Origin of the sequence: Burkholderia sp. BCC1644, assembly GCF_902833225.1 — a bacterium.
In the GTDB taxonomy this organism is placed as follows: Bacteria; Pseudomonadota; Gammaproteobacteria; order Burkholderiales; family Burkholderiaceae; genus Burkholderia.
In genome coordinates, this window is sequence record NZ_CADFEI010000007.1 from 324,124 (window position 1) to 338,417 (window position 14,294).

The window sequence follows — 14,294 nt, forward strand, 5'->3', positions numbered from 1 at the left end:
CGATTAATTGCACACCTTGACGGTGCCGTTGGTCGTGCACTGACCGACGGCCCAGTGACTTTGCCCTGCCAGATGGGGCGCCATACCCATGCCGCGAATCGGCTCGGCCGGCGACGATGCCGGCACGGCTGCCGATGCGGTCTCGGGCGACGGCGGCGGAAGCGGCGTCTCGGGCGCGGACTGGCAGGCAGCGAGCGCCAGACAGAGTGCGGATGCGATGACAGGTCTGGACATGATCTCGTACGCGTTTGCGCCATTCGATTTGGATACCGGCTCACCGAACATCGCATGCCCCTCCAAACCGTTCTGGCGCAACCGGCATGCAGTACGGTGATGATCCGATACTACGCCTCGCGATCGGCGTTGTGCGAACGGCCGTCCGGCCGGGCACCGCAGTCGATGCAGAAGCGCACGCGGATGCCGGCGCAGGCCGTTCCGGTCAGATTTGCGGAAGATCGCGCAACGTGCGCGACTCGCTCGTTGCATCGATGTCGAGTTCGATGCCTTCCGACGCATCGCGATACCGCACGCGTTTCAGCCTGGGCCCGATCGCGGTGTCGTCAGATGCCGAGAAGATCGCGCGGACATCGCTGCCGGACGCAAGTGCACGCGCCACGTCGGCCACCGGCGCCTCGCTCGGCGTCGCCGCCCACGAACGGTCGGCCGGATTCACGGCCGCCCAGCGCACGTGCGTCACGCGCGCGGTGAGCAGATCGATTCGAACACCATTCACCGCAAACATCGACATCGGAATCTCCTTCGAATTTCTTGCGGCCCGTCGCACACCTGCGGCGAGTCACGGGCGGCCGCGAATCTCGCCTGCGCTTCCGGCGCGGCCGCAATCATGCGCGCTTCCCCTGCCAACGCGATTTTCGATGATACATTGGGACGCTTTACAACCGTCAACAGACAATCGTGTACGGGAGAAACACATGACCGACGCCTGGGGAACCTTCCCTGCCAGAATGGGCGACCATCAGGCTTTCATCAGCTTCAACCACAGCTTCGCGGAAATCGCCGAAGGCGATCCGCGCACGTCGCTGCTCACCGTGCGCGTGCCGTTCGCGCATCCGACGCCCGAAGGCCTGCCGGCCGGCGACGAATTCGCCGATCTCGCGAAGATCGAGGATCTGCTGGATGCGACTATCACCGCGAAAGGCGGTGTGCAGGTCGGCCGCATCACCGTCGACGGCAACCGGGATTTCCTGTTCTACGTGCCGTTCGACGAAGAGACCGCGACCGAAATCGTCGACGCGCTGGCCGAACAGACGGCCTATGCGCTTCAGTACGCGCATCAGGACGATCAGGACAAGGGAGCGTACTGGCAGACCCTTTACCCGACCGACGACGACTGGCAGATGATGCGCGACATGCGCGTGCTGGATGCACTGCGGGAGAAAGGCGACGTCAGCGACGTGAGCCGGCGCGTGATGCACTGGGCGTACTTCCCGGACCCGAGCGACGCGCACCAGTTCGCGGACTGGGCCGAAGCGAAAGGCTATCCGGTCGAATCGGTCGCGCCGACCGAAGACGGCAAGTCGGCCGTGCGGTTTTCACACGAAGGCACGATGGCGCTGGCCGACATCACGCGCCATACGATCGCGATCAATCGCGAAGTGCGTTCGCTCGGCGGGGAATACGACGGATGGGAAACCAGCGTCGAACAGGCTGGCTGAATAGATCGGCGTGACTGCTGCGCACGACGTGACGCAATGCGTCTGGCGCAAAAAACATCCCGGCAGCGTTGTGACGCGCCGCCGGGATCAAGGCATCACCGGCCGAAGCCGGCGATGGGCCTGAGGGTTCGCTCAGGCACGAGGAAAGTGATTCGTGCGGATCAGGCGAACGGTTGCCGGGGCGCGCAGTGGGTGCCGTCGCGCAGCCTGCCGAACGCCTGTCCGGTTCCGCCGACGCAACCTTCCGGCGTCGGACGGGCAAAAAGCCCCCGCTCCTGCGCGAGCGAGCGGGGAAATGGTTGACCGGGCCGGGGAAGAACGGTCAACCGGCCAAATTGTGATCGCGGGTCACGCGATGGTCTGTGCGGCAACTCACCCTTTGGTGACAATGCGGCGGCGGCCGACAGCCTCACTGGCCGGGCGCGAGAGCCGCGGTCGATGCGAACACGCCGACGAGAATGGGCGTCAGCGCCATCACCCCGATCGTCATCACGCGGTCGGCAGTCGGTCATAGCGGCGCAGTGAAGTGCGACATGGAATTTGCCCGCGATCCTTCCACCCCGCGCGACGAGCCCGTATCGCGATACCTCGATCGATTGCCGGCAAGGCAACGCCAATACGGCGCCGCGATACTCGGACGTGTCGAAGATGCAGGAATATTTCTGCCGTCATCGAACGGCATGTGGCCTGCCAGGTCGGCAGCGATTTTGGTCGCGCCAGCCGTCAGCGGCTTTCTTCTTTTCATGTCTGGCGTTCTACTTTTTTATTTAGTACAAGCGGACGTCCTCGGAATCCGGGCAGTTTCCGGTAAGTCACGCATATTGTCAAAGCAGCGTTATTCTATTTTTTCAAGCGCCGTGATTTCGGCTGCATTTTCTTGCGCCTGATTTTGTAAAACCTCATTTCACGAGCGCAGTACCGGAATCGCACCAGAATCGCGACCATCCGGTTTCGCCATCAAGGCGAACCGCTGGAAAACCAGTCGACAACCATGTCGATCCAGTCCAGATCGCTGACGATTTCAATGACGGTTTCGCCGACGATTTCGGTAGCCGATGCGTCTGTCGCTACTCCCCCGGCAGTCGCCGCCCCTGAAGCCACCGCACCAGCCTTCGTGATCTCGGCAGATGCGCCGGACCTCGGGTCAGCCAGCCGCTCCAGCCAGTCGACGATATTGGCACGCGCATCTTCTTCATCGGCGAAGTCGTTCCGCGCGAGAAAGCGATCGAACACGATCCACGCGAGCGTCTTGCTTCGCGCGTCGGACTCGAGTTGCCTGTCGACAACGGCTGTCCGGCCGGACGCCCTGATTTCGAGCGTCGCGGTGAACCGGAAATCGAGATACTCGATCTCAAGTTTCGACGACATGGTTTGCTCCCGTCACTTCGCCCCCTCCGTTCTCACGATGAGCCGCGCGTGCCGCGTTTCGCGCCACTGCGTGAATCTTGCATGACTATTGCACAGTGTGTCATTTCGGCTGGCAGTATCGCGATATTCTCGCAACCTGTCGATATCGACTGCCGACGCATGACAGCCTCTACTTGGCCGCCTGTTTTCTCTGCAACTCCGGCTACGCAGCGATTCGCTCCGTTCTTCTATTCCGGGTATCGACCTGCTCCGCAGCCGCGGTCGCGCTGCTAAACTCAAACCAAAGAGACCGATTGCGCCAGAAGAGGAAATAATGACACTCGCCCACGCACAACAGAGCGGCGTAGATGTCTGGATTATCCAGCTCCCCGGGCATGCCCCGTATGCCTATACGCACCTCAAGCGGGTGTTCTCGTCCGACGACTCGCGACATCGGGTCGTGACGATCGACCTGAAGAAATTGCTGGCCTGCGCCGACCGCGACACCACGGACTATGTACTGCCGTCAGTTCAGTACTGGGCTCCCGGAAAAGCCGCGGGTATTCGCGAATTCCTCGATCCGGATCAGGACAGGATTCCCGACATGCCGTTCATCACGTTTCGCGAGACCAGAACGCGAACGCTGTTCGGCATTCCCGGCCTGTCGAAAATCGGCGTCGCGTCGTTTCGCAACGGCCAGCATCGCGCGCGCTATCTTGCCTACGCAGGCGCGACAACCCTGCCCGTGGAGATCCACGAGACCGAAGCTGATTTGCTCGTCCGGTACTGCGGCGAGTAACGGCGAAGCGCGTCCGGCTTTCGCCCCGATGCCGGCAAGGCTTCAAGCCTGTATCGCGTAAATCCGATCGGTGACTTCCGTCGGGCCGATGCGGCTCATTTCAATACCGGCCAATTGCCAGCCGTTGTGCTCGTAGAAGCCGATCGCACGCACGTTGCCGTCCAGCACCTGCAGGTGGACCTTGTCCACGCCGATCGACCGCGCCCACGCGCGTACGGCTTCGATCATGCGCTTGCCCGTCCCGCTGCCGTGATGCGAAGGATGGACATGCAGGCAATCGAGCAGCACACCGAGCGCCGGTTCGACGGGACGTTCCGCACTGACGAAGCCGACGGGCTCGCCGTCCAATTCGGCGATCAGCACCAGGCCCCACTCGTCTTCGTTGCGATCGAGATACTTGCGCCACCGGATCGCGTGCTCCGTCGGCACCTCATCGGACAGATAGGCGGCCGGAAGGATATGGCTGTATGCGGTCTGCCAGCTCAGCGTATGCAGGCGGGCGACGAGGGGTGCGTCGTGCGTAGTCGCGGCGCGCAGCGTGGTCCGGATGTCCGGCATGGTTCGGCGACTCCTTGTAGCGTGTTCTCTCGAACGGTATGTCTCGTCGCAAAATATACCGTGCTTTGCGGAATGCAATTCTCGGTGGCACGGCGCGGGGCCGTCAGCGCGTACGCAAAAAAAATCCCGGCGCCGTCATGGGTCGTCGGGATCGAACGGCCCTGCAAAGCATGAGGGCACGAGGAAGACGACACATTACACCAACGTAAGACTGTCGCGCTTTGTCGGCTCGTGCCAAGTCCCTGTTCCATTCCGCCAATCAGCCCTCGATGAAGCGCCGTAAACGAAAAAAGCCTGCTCACGCGTAACGCGAGCAGGCAAGAAAACGGATCAGCATTCGAGGCACGAGGGCTGTCCAGGGAAGATAACGGCACGGAACGCGCGAACCTTAGCGGGAAAACAGCGACGTATACGATCGAGTGTGGACGTTGCTGGCGCAACGACAAGGAAACGCGGCGGGAATCGGGCTCGGGCCTTCTTTCGCCTCCGCGCGATCCACGTTGCAGAGGTCAAAGAAGTCGCACTATCGATTGATGTCGCGCACGATCGCGCGCCCAATTTCGACGCCTGCCTGCTGCGCCTCATCCGAGGTTTCGTACTCGGCGTCGAAGTCATATCGCCTGGGCGATTCGACTCCGTCTTTGCGAACCCGAACGTTCGCCATCCATGTGCTGCCGGGTGCCGGCTGTACGGACTCGACGATGATTTCGTAACCGTCGAATTCGTCGATATGGAATTCGATTCTTTTGTGCATATGGTGTCCCCGCACATTCGCCCGATGTTGCTGTCGGGCAAGCGGCTTTACGAAGCCGCTCTTTGGAAGATCAACATCGAAACTACGCCGTGCTCGATGAGTTGAATGCGGGCATACAAACTCGTCAAAGACACCCTGACGAAAAACCACCGCGCCGTGCCTGCGCCGGAAAGCAAAAAGCCCGGCTCATTGAACCGGGCTTTTGCTTGAATTTTTGGGGTGGCTGATGGGACTCGAACCCACGACGACAGGAATCACAATCTTAGTGGTCAAACCTTGTCGGATAAGGGTCTCGGCGATTCTCGTGGAATTTTAGCGAAAAATCACCCTTTGATTTTGCTGCCTTTTTTTGCCCTCATTCCACGGTTTTCCCAGCCTTCGGCGCCGCCTCCGCGACCATTTCATCCGCTGGATAGAGTTGCAGCATCGCGCGCGCGGCGTCGACGTTCGGCGTGGTCAGCCATTCCTCAAAGTCATGCGGCTGCAGGATCACAACCGACCGTTTCTCGTCTCCCGGCTTGTGCATGTGCTTCATCACCGGGTGCTCGTCCGCGTTCACGGTCAGCATAGCCATCGCGAGGGTCTCCGCACCGTCCGGACCGCGCCATGCTCGCCAGATGCCAGCGACGCAGTACGGTCGCCAGTCGCCGACGCCGATCCGGTAACGCACGTGCTTACCAGTCTCCCAGTTCGGTTCGTAGATCCACGCCGCCGGGATCAAGCAGCGCTGCCCCGCGCGCCACGCCGCTCGATAGGCCGGCTTCTCGGCCACGGTCTCGGATCGAGCGTTGACGGTCATGAAGTGCTTCCCGGCCGGCTGGAACGCCTTCGGCATCATCCCGAAGTTCGCGACGACCGCCTCGGCGCCGGCGGCTGCCGCCCGTATGATCGGCGCGGGATAGTCCGGCCAGACGTCGGCCTTCCACGGCGTGCGGCGGAACAGGTCGCCGAAGTTGTCTATCCTCAGTTCGCTCAAACCGTCTTCTTCGCCCGGAGCGCGGTAATTTGTGCACATTCCGACACCTTTTTAAGGGGTTGACGGTCGCATCATACCCCCGAGTACACTGTATAGCCATACAGTGTATTTTTTGGATCATGGAACCGCTTTGGGAATATCAGTGGGAATTCGTGCCGTATCCGTACGAGGGCCGGCCGGAGAGCACCGGTTTCTGGATGACCGACGAAGAGGCTGCGCACTGGCATCCCGGCAAGCACGAACGATCACGCCGGCTCGATGAGACGCGGCGCGACCGGAATGTGCAACCGAAGCCGCCGATCGGCCTTTTCCCACCCACGGAAGCGCCGATGAAGCGACGCGCCGCCGATCGGCCGCTGCCGGCATTTCGTCCGCCGGATGTGCAGGAGCTTCGACTGTGGTGGATCGATCCCCGCGGTTGCACGTTCGACGACATCCATCGGCTGATCTTGGAGGTCGTCAGCCTGCGGCGGCAATTCGACGAGAAAGGGAGGTGACGGCCGGCGTGCGGCGCGGCCGTCGTTACTTGCCGCTCGGCTTCCAGCCGCAGTTCTTCGCGCCGGCCACGTTGTGGGCGAGGAGCTGTTTCGCCGTCTCATCGCTCAGGACGTCCGTCTTGCTGACGTAGATCGGGCGCGTCCAGTCGCATGCCGTGTCGACGACGCGCGTCTTCGTCACGATCTGCGGCTCGCACGGTACCGCCGATGGCTTAGTCGCGGGACCATCCGTCGCGCAGCTGCTGCTCAGCACCGCCAGCAGGCAGAGCGCCAACGTTCGTTTCTGCATCGCTTCTCTCCTTTGCTGCGGCCGCGCCGGCCTGCGCGGCGTCGGCATTCGCCTGGGCTTCCGCGTTCGCGGTCTGTGCTGCCTGCTCGCGCGCCTGCGCGGCGCTCGCCTGTGCTTCGGCGGTCTGTTGGCCGGCCTGAGCCACCTTCGCGGCGGCCGACTTCGATTTCGTCCAGCCGACCAGCGCGCCGGCAGCGACGCCGCCCACGGCAACCAGGTACGGCCAGAACTTCGCGAACAGGGAAATGAGGATCGTCGTCATGCTGCACTCCAATGTCCGGTCAGGAAGAGATCGCGCTCGGCCGCGCGCCGCCGTACGAGTCCGGCCAGCACAACGCCGCCGCCGCGGTTCCACGCCGGGAACTGATCGGCCGCGCCGATCATGTCCCCGATGTTCAGGTGACGCAGCAGCGTCGACGGCTGGCCGCTCGCGAGCGTGATGATGCCGTCGCGGCCAGGATCGTCGGCGCGCCGCGCACGGCCGGGCCCGACGTTGTTCACGATGCTCACGAGCGCCGCCTTCTGCTGCGGCGACAGCGGCACCCGTGCGGCCTGGTCGACGAGCGCAGCCGAGGCGCGGAGGTTCGCGTCGTGCCGCGCGTCGGCCGTCGCCTGCGTCCAGACGGTTCCCTCGCGCACGTCCGGGCCAGTCGAGCCCCACCCGCACGTCCACGGCGCGCCGCTCAGCGCGCGCAGCACCGGATCGCTCGGGATCGGCGCGCCGGCGAGCACCTTGTACCAGAGGCCGCGCGCCTGCAGCGCTTTCCCGAGCGGCGATGCCGGATCCGGGTAGGCGGTCAGGTAGCAGTTCTCAAAGTGCTGCGACAGCGGCCGACAGAGCGCAAGCCATGCATCGCCGTCCGTATCGGTTGGAACGTTTTTCGGTACGGCCGGCGCGATTTCCGCACCACCCACCGCGAAACCCGTATCAGGAGCGGCAGGAAGTGGTGCAGCGAATTCCGCGATGTCCGTTTTCGTCGGCGCGATCGACGGCGTCGGCACGTCGACGATCGGCGCCGGATTCACGCCGAACAGCCGCGCGATCGCGCCGAAGAGATCACTGAGCGCCATCGCCGCTCCCCTGCGCGGCATCGGCCGTCGGCGCCGGCACGCGCCGCACCGCGGTGTAGCGCACGACGAGGATCAACGCGAACGCGACGAGCGCCGCGTAGCGCTGCACGCCTTGCGGCAGCAGTTCCTTCAGATCGGCCGGCATCGAGTTCCACGCCTCGACGATCGCCGGGCCCGCGGCCGTCACGACTGCGAGCGCGCCACTTACGATCACGGTGCCGCGGCGGTGCAGCGTGCGCCAGTTGTCGGCCAGCGTGATTTTCCATTTCATCGCGTCCACCTCTTCGTGTCGGGCCGGTTGCCGGCGGCGCCGAGGACCAGCTGCGAGACCATGCCCTTGATGTCCTTCAGATCGTCGCGCATCGCCTGATTGCTCTGCTCGAGCACGGTGACGCGGTTGTTCAGCCCCGAGTAGAGGCCGATACACCACGCCAATGCGCCAACGAGAGCGGCCAAAATAGTCACGAGTCCCGCGACCGTACTGACAAAGGTTTTTGCATTAACAAGCCAAGAACCCGGGTTATTTTGCGGAATATTTTGACTATTCATTTAGCCGATTCCATTAATCGAAAATCAGATGAGTCGATTATCGGCCAAATGTTTTATTACGAATTAAGCGGAATTGCCGAGCACAAATTAATCCGTCGCCGCACGCGAATCACGCGATTCAATTTCCCTTGACGATCAGCCCCCTTGGGTCTACATTTCCGGACAGCGGTAGCGCATCCAGCGCGGCCCGACATCCCGTAAGGAAACGACCATGAAGCCCCTCTTTCGCTCGCGCGCGGCGCGCACATGCCACCATGCCAATCAAGTACACACCGCCCGGAACACGGGATCTCGCGACGCTGAAACACGAGCTGAACATGACGGGCAAGCAGATGGCCGACCTGTTCTGGCTGGCTGGCGATCATCAGTGGCGCAAATACACCGGCGGCCAGACGCCGCGAGAAATGAACCCGCACATGGCTTTCGTGGCGGCCGCGAAGCTCGAGCTGACGCAGGACGAGTTCTCGCGCGTCCTTGTGCGAATGGCAACCTTCGGCGCGATCGTTTCGGAAACAGACGGGGAAGACGAATCGTGAAAGGCGTACTGATCTCCCTTCTCGGTGCGCTGGTCGTCTCGTGCAGTGGTTGCGGTGGTGGTGGAGATGGTCAAACAACTACTGCGCCTCCGGCGCAAGCGCCGGCGCCGGCCCCTGTTGCTGGCGCGCAGATCGTTCCGACAGCGCAAGTGCCCTATCGCGACGGTCGCCCCTCGGTGAAATACCGCCTGCCCTCGCAAGATGCGGGGGTGGTACTCAAGCACGGTGATCCGCAGGACGTCAACGGTGCACGCGACGTGTACGTCTACCAGAGCGGGACTACGTACTACATGATGTACGACGGTTCCAATGTGAATGCGTGGCTGGCAAATCTGGCGACAAGCACCGATCTCACGCACTGGACGAAGAAAGGGGCCGTCCTGCAACTGGGCGCACCCGGAACGAACGATTCGGGGAGTGCCAGTTACGGAACGGCGTACTACGACGGCCAAGCGTGGAACATGTTCTATCTCGGCACGCCGAATACGACCGGCTCGCCTGATTACATCCCCGCGTTTCCGTACACGACCATGAAGGCGAAGAGCAATTCTCCCGAGGGTCCATGGGTAAAGCAGCCGAGCATCACGCCTTTCTCGCCGCAGCCCGGCACGTATATGTCAGTGACAGCGAGCCCCGGGCAGATCGAGAAGATCGATGGCCAGTACTGGATGTTCTTCAGCGCCGCATCGGGCAACACGGGCGACACCAAGCGCATGATCGGCCTCGCGCAAACGTCCAACCTCGACGGTACCTGGACGGTGGGGACGTCGCCGCTCCTGCCGCCTACCGAGCAGCTCGAAAACGCGGCGATGTACTACCAGCCGTCGACGAGCACGTGGTTCATGTTCGTGAATCACGTCGGTATCGGACCGACGGAAGGAATCGGCGAATACACCGATGCGGTATGGGTCTACTGGACGCAGGATCCGTCGAAGTGGAATCCGGACAACAAGGCTGTCGTCGTCGACAACACCAGCGAGACGTGGTCGAAGACCATCGTCGGGTTGCCTTCCGTGGTGCAGATGGGGAACCGTCTCGCCGTGTACTACGACGGCGCGGCTGACGGTTCCGCTTCGCACATGAATCGCGATGTCGGCCTCGCGTGGATCGACCTGCCGATCAATACGCCGAGGCAATGATCTATGCCGGCACCTTGAACTCATTCCCGTCGTAGGTCCACCACTGATCGGGAGTCGGTGCGACGCTGGTTACGTCAACTAGCGTCGCAACGAACTCCGGAGTGAATCTTTCGGTGACCGGAATTTCGTTCCCTTCATCGTCTTCGATCGGGTGGATGATTTCCATCACCATGTCGACGCCTCCAATCGATCCGATCCGAGCGTAGGTACTCATTACGCGTACTCCCTAACGATCACTGCACCAGAAGTCCCAGCCGCGCCTGCCGTGCTGGACGTTGAAGCTCCGATAGCGGCCCCCCCGCCGCCCGCGCCGAATCCGCTCCCCGCGACCGACGCAGCGATCGTGCCGGGTGAGTTTCCGCCCGAACCCAGAGGCGAATCGCCCCCGCGCCCGGGAGCGATCACGCTACCGCTGATGCCGACGGCGAACGCTCCTGCTTGCCCTTTCTTATTGACGTAACCACCAGTCGCGGCCGAATTATCCAGACCACCCTGCGTGATCAGGCCGGATGTATTGCTTGCAGGCGCCTGCGTAACGCTCGCATTCCCCCCCGGCGCGGTAAGTAGCGCGCCAAACGACGAACTTCCGCCGTTGCCGCCATTGTTCCCACCAGCGGGGCCGCCGCCGCCAGCAGCACCGCAGGTGATCGTCACGCCGCTGAATCCGGAGGTGTAATAGCCGCGCCCATACGAGCCACCCTGACCACCGCCAGTTGCGCAATATTGTCCGGAGCTGGTCGTCTGCGTGCCGCCTGAACCGCCGCCGCCGCCCACGGCTTCGACGTCGACTGCATTCGTCGTGGACAGCGGCGTGAACGTGCTCGACGCATTCGCGAATGCACCGCCATTGATCGATACCTGCAGCGTGCCCGCGTTGTTGAAATACACCGACGTGCGCAGCAGTCGCCCCGAGTTGGCGCCCGCGATGCTCGCTTCCATTGAGTAAAGCGATGGCGCACCGCCCGCCTCGACCTTGCATCTGCGAAACGTAACACCGAAGGCTGATGCGCTCAGCCCGGATAGCAGCGCAATGACCAAGGAGACCGAGGCGGTACCACTCGGCGTCGTGGCACTCAAACTGTATCGCGTCGTCGCCACTCCGTTGGCGATGTTGACGACGCCGATACCACCTCCAAGATTGCTGCCGGAACTATCAAACGGCTGCAAATACAGCAAGACCCCACCCGACGTAACGCCTGCAGTTGAGATGTCAACCGATGCGGATACGGAGACACTGGGGCCGATCGAAATCTTGGAACTCGAGTTGTACACCGTTACCCCAGACAACGGAGCGGTATTCGAAAAGAAAGTGCCGAAGCCCCCGCTGTTGTCTGTCACCGCGAAGAATCCAGATGCAAGGCTCCATCCGGCGCTCCCAAACTCGCCCGAACCGTTGAAAAGCAGGTTGGGATTGTTTACGCCATTGATCTTCGCCGACGTGTTGATCGGCAGACTGCCCTGCGAACCGATCGCACCGATCTGGCCGGCGGTCAGCGCGTGGCTTGCCAGCGTCGCGGGTGCGATGCTCTCGGCCGGCTGCGTGATGTTCGTGCCGTCGCCAACTACGCGCGACGGGCCGGTCGGAATCACGACACCGGTGCCCGAAGCCGTCTTCGCAGTGATCGAGAACGCACCGGTCGTGTTGTTCACGATCGTCCATTCTCGCGTCCACGTCGGCAGGATGATCTGCACGTTCCCCGTCAACGCCCCGGTCAGCACGATGCGCGACTTCATCGCCTGCGCGGGCGTCAACGTGACGTTCGTGTTCGTGAGGCCCGAGATCGCGGAAAAACCGTAAGCCTGAGACGGTGCCCACTTCGTGCCCGGGCCGGTGTCAGGGTTGTCGCTGTTATTGTCGACGAGGCTGAGCCATGTCCCGAACCCGTCCGCGCTCATCAGCATCGCGCCAGCCGGATAGCCGCCGACGTTCGTATCGGCCGCGAAAGCCGAGTTGAACGCGTACCGGCCGCCGCCATGCGTCCACCGCGTCGACTGCGTGATCAGGTTCAGCACGCCGTTCATGTCGAGGCCGGACGGCGGGATGCCTCCGGCCGCGATCGGCGTGCGCGTGAGCGGCGGGAAGCCGTCGACCAGCGATGCGCCGCCCGGGTTCGTCACGATCTGCGATGCTTCCGGAATGGTGTTGAATGCGCCCCCCGCCGCGAAGGCCAACGGGACGAGCGTCGGAGTCTGGTTTGCTTGCATGTTAGACCTCAGAGTAGAAGGTGCCTTGACCGAAGGGCGCCGCGCTTCCGACGCCCGCCTCGGAAAAACCGAAAGTGCTGTTCTGCGGCTCCTCGAGAACCGTCACGAGGACGCCGGTCGGTCGCGGCAGCGCGCCGGACTGCGTGATGATCGCGAGCTCGAACGGCTGCAGATAGAACTCGAACGTGTAGCGCATCCGCATGTTGCCGAGGTCGTTCACGTAGCAGCGCCCACGACCGGCGAACAGGCTCTGGAGCAATCGGTTGTAGCTCGGGATCGAGCCGTCGGAGATGTTCGCCGCGGCCTTCACCAGGATCAGCGTGCGGAACGCATCGTCCGACAGATAGTAGTTCTGCGTGATCTGCTGCCCGGCGTAGAACACGCCCGAGTTGAACGTCGTCGCGCTCGCCGTTCCGGCCTCGTTGAAACCGAGATCAATCTCGGCAGAAGGGATCTTCAGCAGGCGCCCGTTTTCGAGCCCGACGATCTTCCCCCAGATGTCGAGACCGCGCCCGACCGCCGTCTGGATATTCCACACGTTGTCGTAAAACGCGTCGATGTCCGCACTCGGGTCGATGTACCCGTTCATGTTCTGAACGAGCTGAACGAGCGTCGGGCTGTTCGCGTATTGGGCGAGTACTGTCTGAAGGACGTTATCCATTTAAACGAGCGTCACCGAAATATTCGACGCGGTAATGGTCGGGGTTTGCGCGACGCCAATGTCGACGGAATTCTGATTCGCAGTCGTCGTGCCGAGCTGGATCGAGAGAAGCTCGACCGACGGATCGATCGCCATCACGCCCGGGTAGTATCGGCCAGCAAACACGGTGCTGTTGCTGCGCGCACGCGATCCGCCGTCGGCGCCAGTGAACGCCGAGATGATCGCGTTCTGCACCAGCTGCGTGATGTTCGACGGAAGGTTCGAGTTGTTAGTGATCTGCACGGCGAACAGGATCGGCACTGCCGTCAGCGTCTGATACTTCACGGCATAGCTCGGGTACGGCTGCGAGCCGACGCTCGAATCCTGCACGGTCACCGTCGTGTTCCCGTTGTAGTTGCAGCCTGGCGCCTTCTTGCTCCAGATCGCGTTGCCGATGTCCTGCGCGGCGCCGCCATACACGCCCACATACAGGGAGTTCGGCAAGAGCGTGTAGCCGCCGATCGTGACCGACGTGCCGAGCGGGTTATCCAGCACGCACGCATCGAGGACGCCAGCCACGTCGAGCACCGCGCCGCGCACCGACGGCACGGCGCCGCTCGAATTCTTCGCAACCGACTGCCGGCGGCGATTCTCGAAGTCGGCGCGCGACTCGACATCGCTCCCCTGTACACCCGAGACGACCGTCACCATGTCCCACCCAGGGATCGCCTGGTAGATCGACACCTGGTTGGCGGCCGGCACCGGAATGGGCCCGGTCGTCTTGCAGGCGAACCCGAGCGTGATCGTGCCGCTCGCCGGGATCGTGCCGGCCTGCGTGCACAGATAGACGTTGTTGCTCGAATCCTTGATCAGCGCGCCCACCGGGATCGGCGTGTTCACCGCACCGACGCAAGCCACCTGCAACGCCGTCGGCTCGGCCGGATCGCGCTCGATGAAATAGATGCGGCCGATCGCGTCCTGCCAGCGGCCGTCGGCGAGATCCGGATCGACGCCGTTCGTCACCTCCAGCATGTCGTCGTTCTTCGACGCAATGATCGCCGTCAGGCTCGACGCGAGCTGGCCTTGCGGCGCTGTCACGTTCGGCGTGCCGTCCTCGTTCGTGATGTTCAAGTTGCCGCCGAACGCCGCGTTCGTATCGGCGAGCACGCCGGTCAGGATCGCCGACTCGGCCGGCACCACGGGCCCGGTCGGGGCCCAGTTGATCGGCGGGACGCTGGAGGTGGGAGGAGTCGACATG

General features: G+C 62.8%; 21 protein-coding genes. 6 read left to right on the forward strand and 15 right to left on the reverse strand.

Features of this window, described 5'->3' with window-relative positions:
- Positions 1-3 precede the first annotated feature (3 nt).
- Together HWX87_RS16580 and HWX87_RS16585 are read right to left on the reverse strand one after the other, a co-directional pair.
- Entirely contained in the window at positions 4-234 is a 231-nt protein-coding gene (locus HWX87_RS16580) for a hypothetical protein (protein WP_176048121.1), read from the reverse strand.
- A gap of 205 nt (positions 235-439) precedes the next feature.
- Positions 440-748, reverse strand: a complete 309-nt coding sequence (locus HWX87_RS16585; RefSeq protein WP_176048122.1) for a phosphatidylserine/phosphatidylglycerophosphate/cardiolipin synthase — start codon at positions 746-748, stop codon at positions 440-442.
- A gap of 184 nt (positions 749-932) precedes the next feature.
- On the opposite strand from HWX87_RS16585, the gene HWX87_RS16590 reads away from it, so the two are divergent.
- Positions 933-1,676 (forward strand): DUF695 domain-containing protein, encoded by a 744-nt coding sequence (locus HWX87_RS16590; protein WP_176048123.1) that lies wholly within the window; start codon positions 933-935, stop codon positions 1,674-1,676.
- Between the two features lie 533 nt (positions 1,677-2,209).
- Positions 2,210-2,563, forward strand: a complete 354-nt coding sequence (locus tag HWX87_RS16595; protein ID WP_176048124.1) for a hypothetical protein — start codon at positions 2,210-2,212, stop codon at positions 2,561-2,563.
- Between the two features lie 70 nt (positions 2,564-2,633).
- Here the strand turns inward: HWX87_RS16595 and HWX87_RS16600 are convergent, their stop codons facing one another.
- On the reverse strand, positions 2,634-3,044 hold the full coding sequence (locus HWX87_RS16600; protein WP_176048125.1) for a hypothetical protein: 411 nt from the start codon (positions 3,042-3,044) through the stop codon (positions 2,634-2,636).
- Between the two features lie 313 nt (positions 3,045-3,357).
- Here HWX87_RS16600 and HWX87_RS16605 point away from each other — a divergent pair, with 313 nt between their 5' ends.
- Positions 3,358-3,822, forward strand: coding sequence for a hypothetical protein (locus HWX87_RS16605; protein ID WP_176048126.1), 465 nt, complete (start codon positions 3,358-3,360; stop codon positions 3,820-3,822).
- Between the two features lie 42 nt (positions 3,823-3,864).
- On the opposite strand, the gene HWX87_RS16610 is transcribed toward HWX87_RS16605, so the two are convergent.
- From HWX87_RS16610 to HWX87_RS16620, 3 genes are all read right to left on the reverse strand, one after another.
- Positions 3,865-4,380, reverse strand: a complete 516-nt coding sequence (locus tag HWX87_RS16610; protein ID WP_176048127.1) for a GNAT family N-acetyltransferase — start codon at positions 4,378-4,380, stop codon at positions 3,865-3,867.
- Between the two features lie 523 nt (positions 4,381-4,903).
- Positions 4,904-5,134: a DUF6566 family protein gene (locus HWX87_RS38330; RefSeq protein WP_347880176.1), complete on the reverse strand. Its 231-nt coding sequence runs from the start codon at positions 5,132-5,134 to the stop codon at positions 4,904-4,906.
- A 355-nt stretch (positions 5,135-5,489) separates the two neighbouring features.
- Positions 5,490-6,149 (reverse strand): SOS response-associated peptidase family protein, encoded by a 660-nt coding sequence (locus HWX87_RS16620; RefSeq protein WP_176048129.1) that lies wholly within the window; start codon positions 6,147-6,149, stop codon positions 5,490-5,492.
- 80 nt (positions 6,150-6,229) lie between these two features.
- On the opposite strand from HWX87_RS16620, the gene HWX87_RS16625 reads away from it, so the two are divergent.
- On the forward strand, positions 6,230-6,607 hold the full coding sequence (locus tag HWX87_RS16625) for a hypothetical protein (RefSeq protein WP_176048130.1): 378 nt from the start codon (positions 6,230-6,232) through the stop codon (positions 6,605-6,607).
- Between the two features lie 25 nt (positions 6,608-6,632).
- Here the strand turns inward: HWX87_RS16625 and HWX87_RS38040 are convergent, their stop codons facing one another.
- From HWX87_RS38040 to HWX87_RS16650, 5 genes are read right to left on the reverse strand one after another with little or no spacing between them, the layout of a single operon-like run.
- On the reverse strand, positions 6,633-6,788 hold the full coding sequence (locus tag HWX87_RS38040; protein ID WP_244137688.1) for a hypothetical protein: 156 nt from the start codon (positions 6,786-6,788) through the stop codon (positions 6,633-6,635).
- Positions 6,789-6,819: 31 nt separating this feature from the next.
- On the reverse strand, positions 6,820-7,158 hold the full coding sequence (locus tag HWX87_RS16635) for a hypothetical protein (RefSeq protein ID WP_176048132.1): 339 nt from the start codon (positions 7,156-7,158) through the stop codon (positions 6,820-6,822).
- The gene (locus tag HWX87_RS16640; RefSeq protein ID WP_176048133.1) at positions 7,155-7,967 is read right to left on the reverse strand and encodes a lysozyme; all 813 of its coding nucleotides are present in this window, start codon (positions 7,965-7,967) and stop codon (positions 7,155-7,157) included. Before HWX87_RS16640 ends, HWX87_RS16635 begins: the two co-directional genes overlap by 4 nt.
- The gene (locus tag HWX87_RS16645) at positions 7,954-8,238 is read right to left on the reverse strand and encodes a hypothetical protein (RefSeq protein WP_176048134.1); all 285 of its coding nucleotides are present in this window, start codon (positions 8,236-8,238) and stop codon (positions 7,954-7,956) included. Before HWX87_RS16645 ends, HWX87_RS16640 begins: the two co-directional genes overlap by 14 nt.
- Positions 8,235-8,516 (reverse strand): hypothetical protein, encoded by a 282-nt coding sequence (locus HWX87_RS16650; protein WP_176048135.1) that lies wholly within the window; start codon positions 8,514-8,516, stop codon positions 8,235-8,237. The genes HWX87_RS16645 and HWX87_RS16650 overlap by 4 nt, the downstream gene beginning before the upstream one ends.
- 254 nt (positions 8,517-8,770) lie before the next feature.
- Between HWX87_RS16650 and HWX87_RS16655 the strand changes: the two genes are divergently transcribed.
- A complete protein-coding gene (locus HWX87_RS16655; RefSeq protein ID WP_176048136.1) occupies positions 8,771-9,052 on the forward strand; it encodes an XRE family transcriptional regulator in 282 nt (93 codons plus the stop codon).
- Positions 9,049-10,191: a hypothetical protein gene (locus HWX87_RS16660; RefSeq protein ID WP_176048137.1), complete on the forward strand. Its 1,143-nt coding sequence runs from the start codon at positions 9,049-9,051 to the stop codon at positions 10,189-10,191. Before HWX87_RS16655 ends, HWX87_RS16660 begins: the two co-directional genes overlap by 4 nt.
- 1 nt (position 10,192) lies before the next feature.
- On the opposite strand, the gene HWX87_RS16665 is transcribed toward HWX87_RS16660, so the two are convergent.
- The 4 genes from HWX87_RS16665 to HWX87_RS16680 are packed head-to-tail and all read right to left on the reverse strand — an operon-like array spanning position 10,193 to position 14,293.
- Complete coding sequence (locus HWX87_RS16665; protein ID WP_176048138.1) at positions 10,193-10,405, reverse strand: hypothetical protein; 213 nt, start codon at positions 10,403-10,405, stop codon at positions 10,193-10,195.
- Positions 10,405-12,396, reverse strand: a complete 1,992-nt coding sequence (locus tag HWX87_RS16670) for a hypothetical protein (protein WP_176048139.1) — start codon at positions 12,394-12,396, stop codon at positions 10,405-10,407. Before HWX87_RS16670 ends, HWX87_RS16665 begins: the two co-directional genes overlap by 1 nt.
- A 1-nt stretch (position 12,397) precedes the next feature.
- Positions 12,398-13,057: a DUF2612 domain-containing protein gene (locus HWX87_RS16675; RefSeq protein ID WP_176048140.1), complete on the reverse strand. Its 660-nt coding sequence runs from the start codon at positions 13,055-13,057 to the stop codon at positions 12,398-12,400.
- Positions 13,058-14,293 (reverse strand): baseplate J/gp47 family protein, encoded by a 1,236-nt coding sequence (locus tag HWX87_RS16680; RefSeq protein ID WP_176048141.1) that lies wholly within the window; start codon positions 14,291-14,293, stop codon positions 13,058-13,060.
- Between the last annotated feature and the right edge of the window lies 1 nt (position 14,294).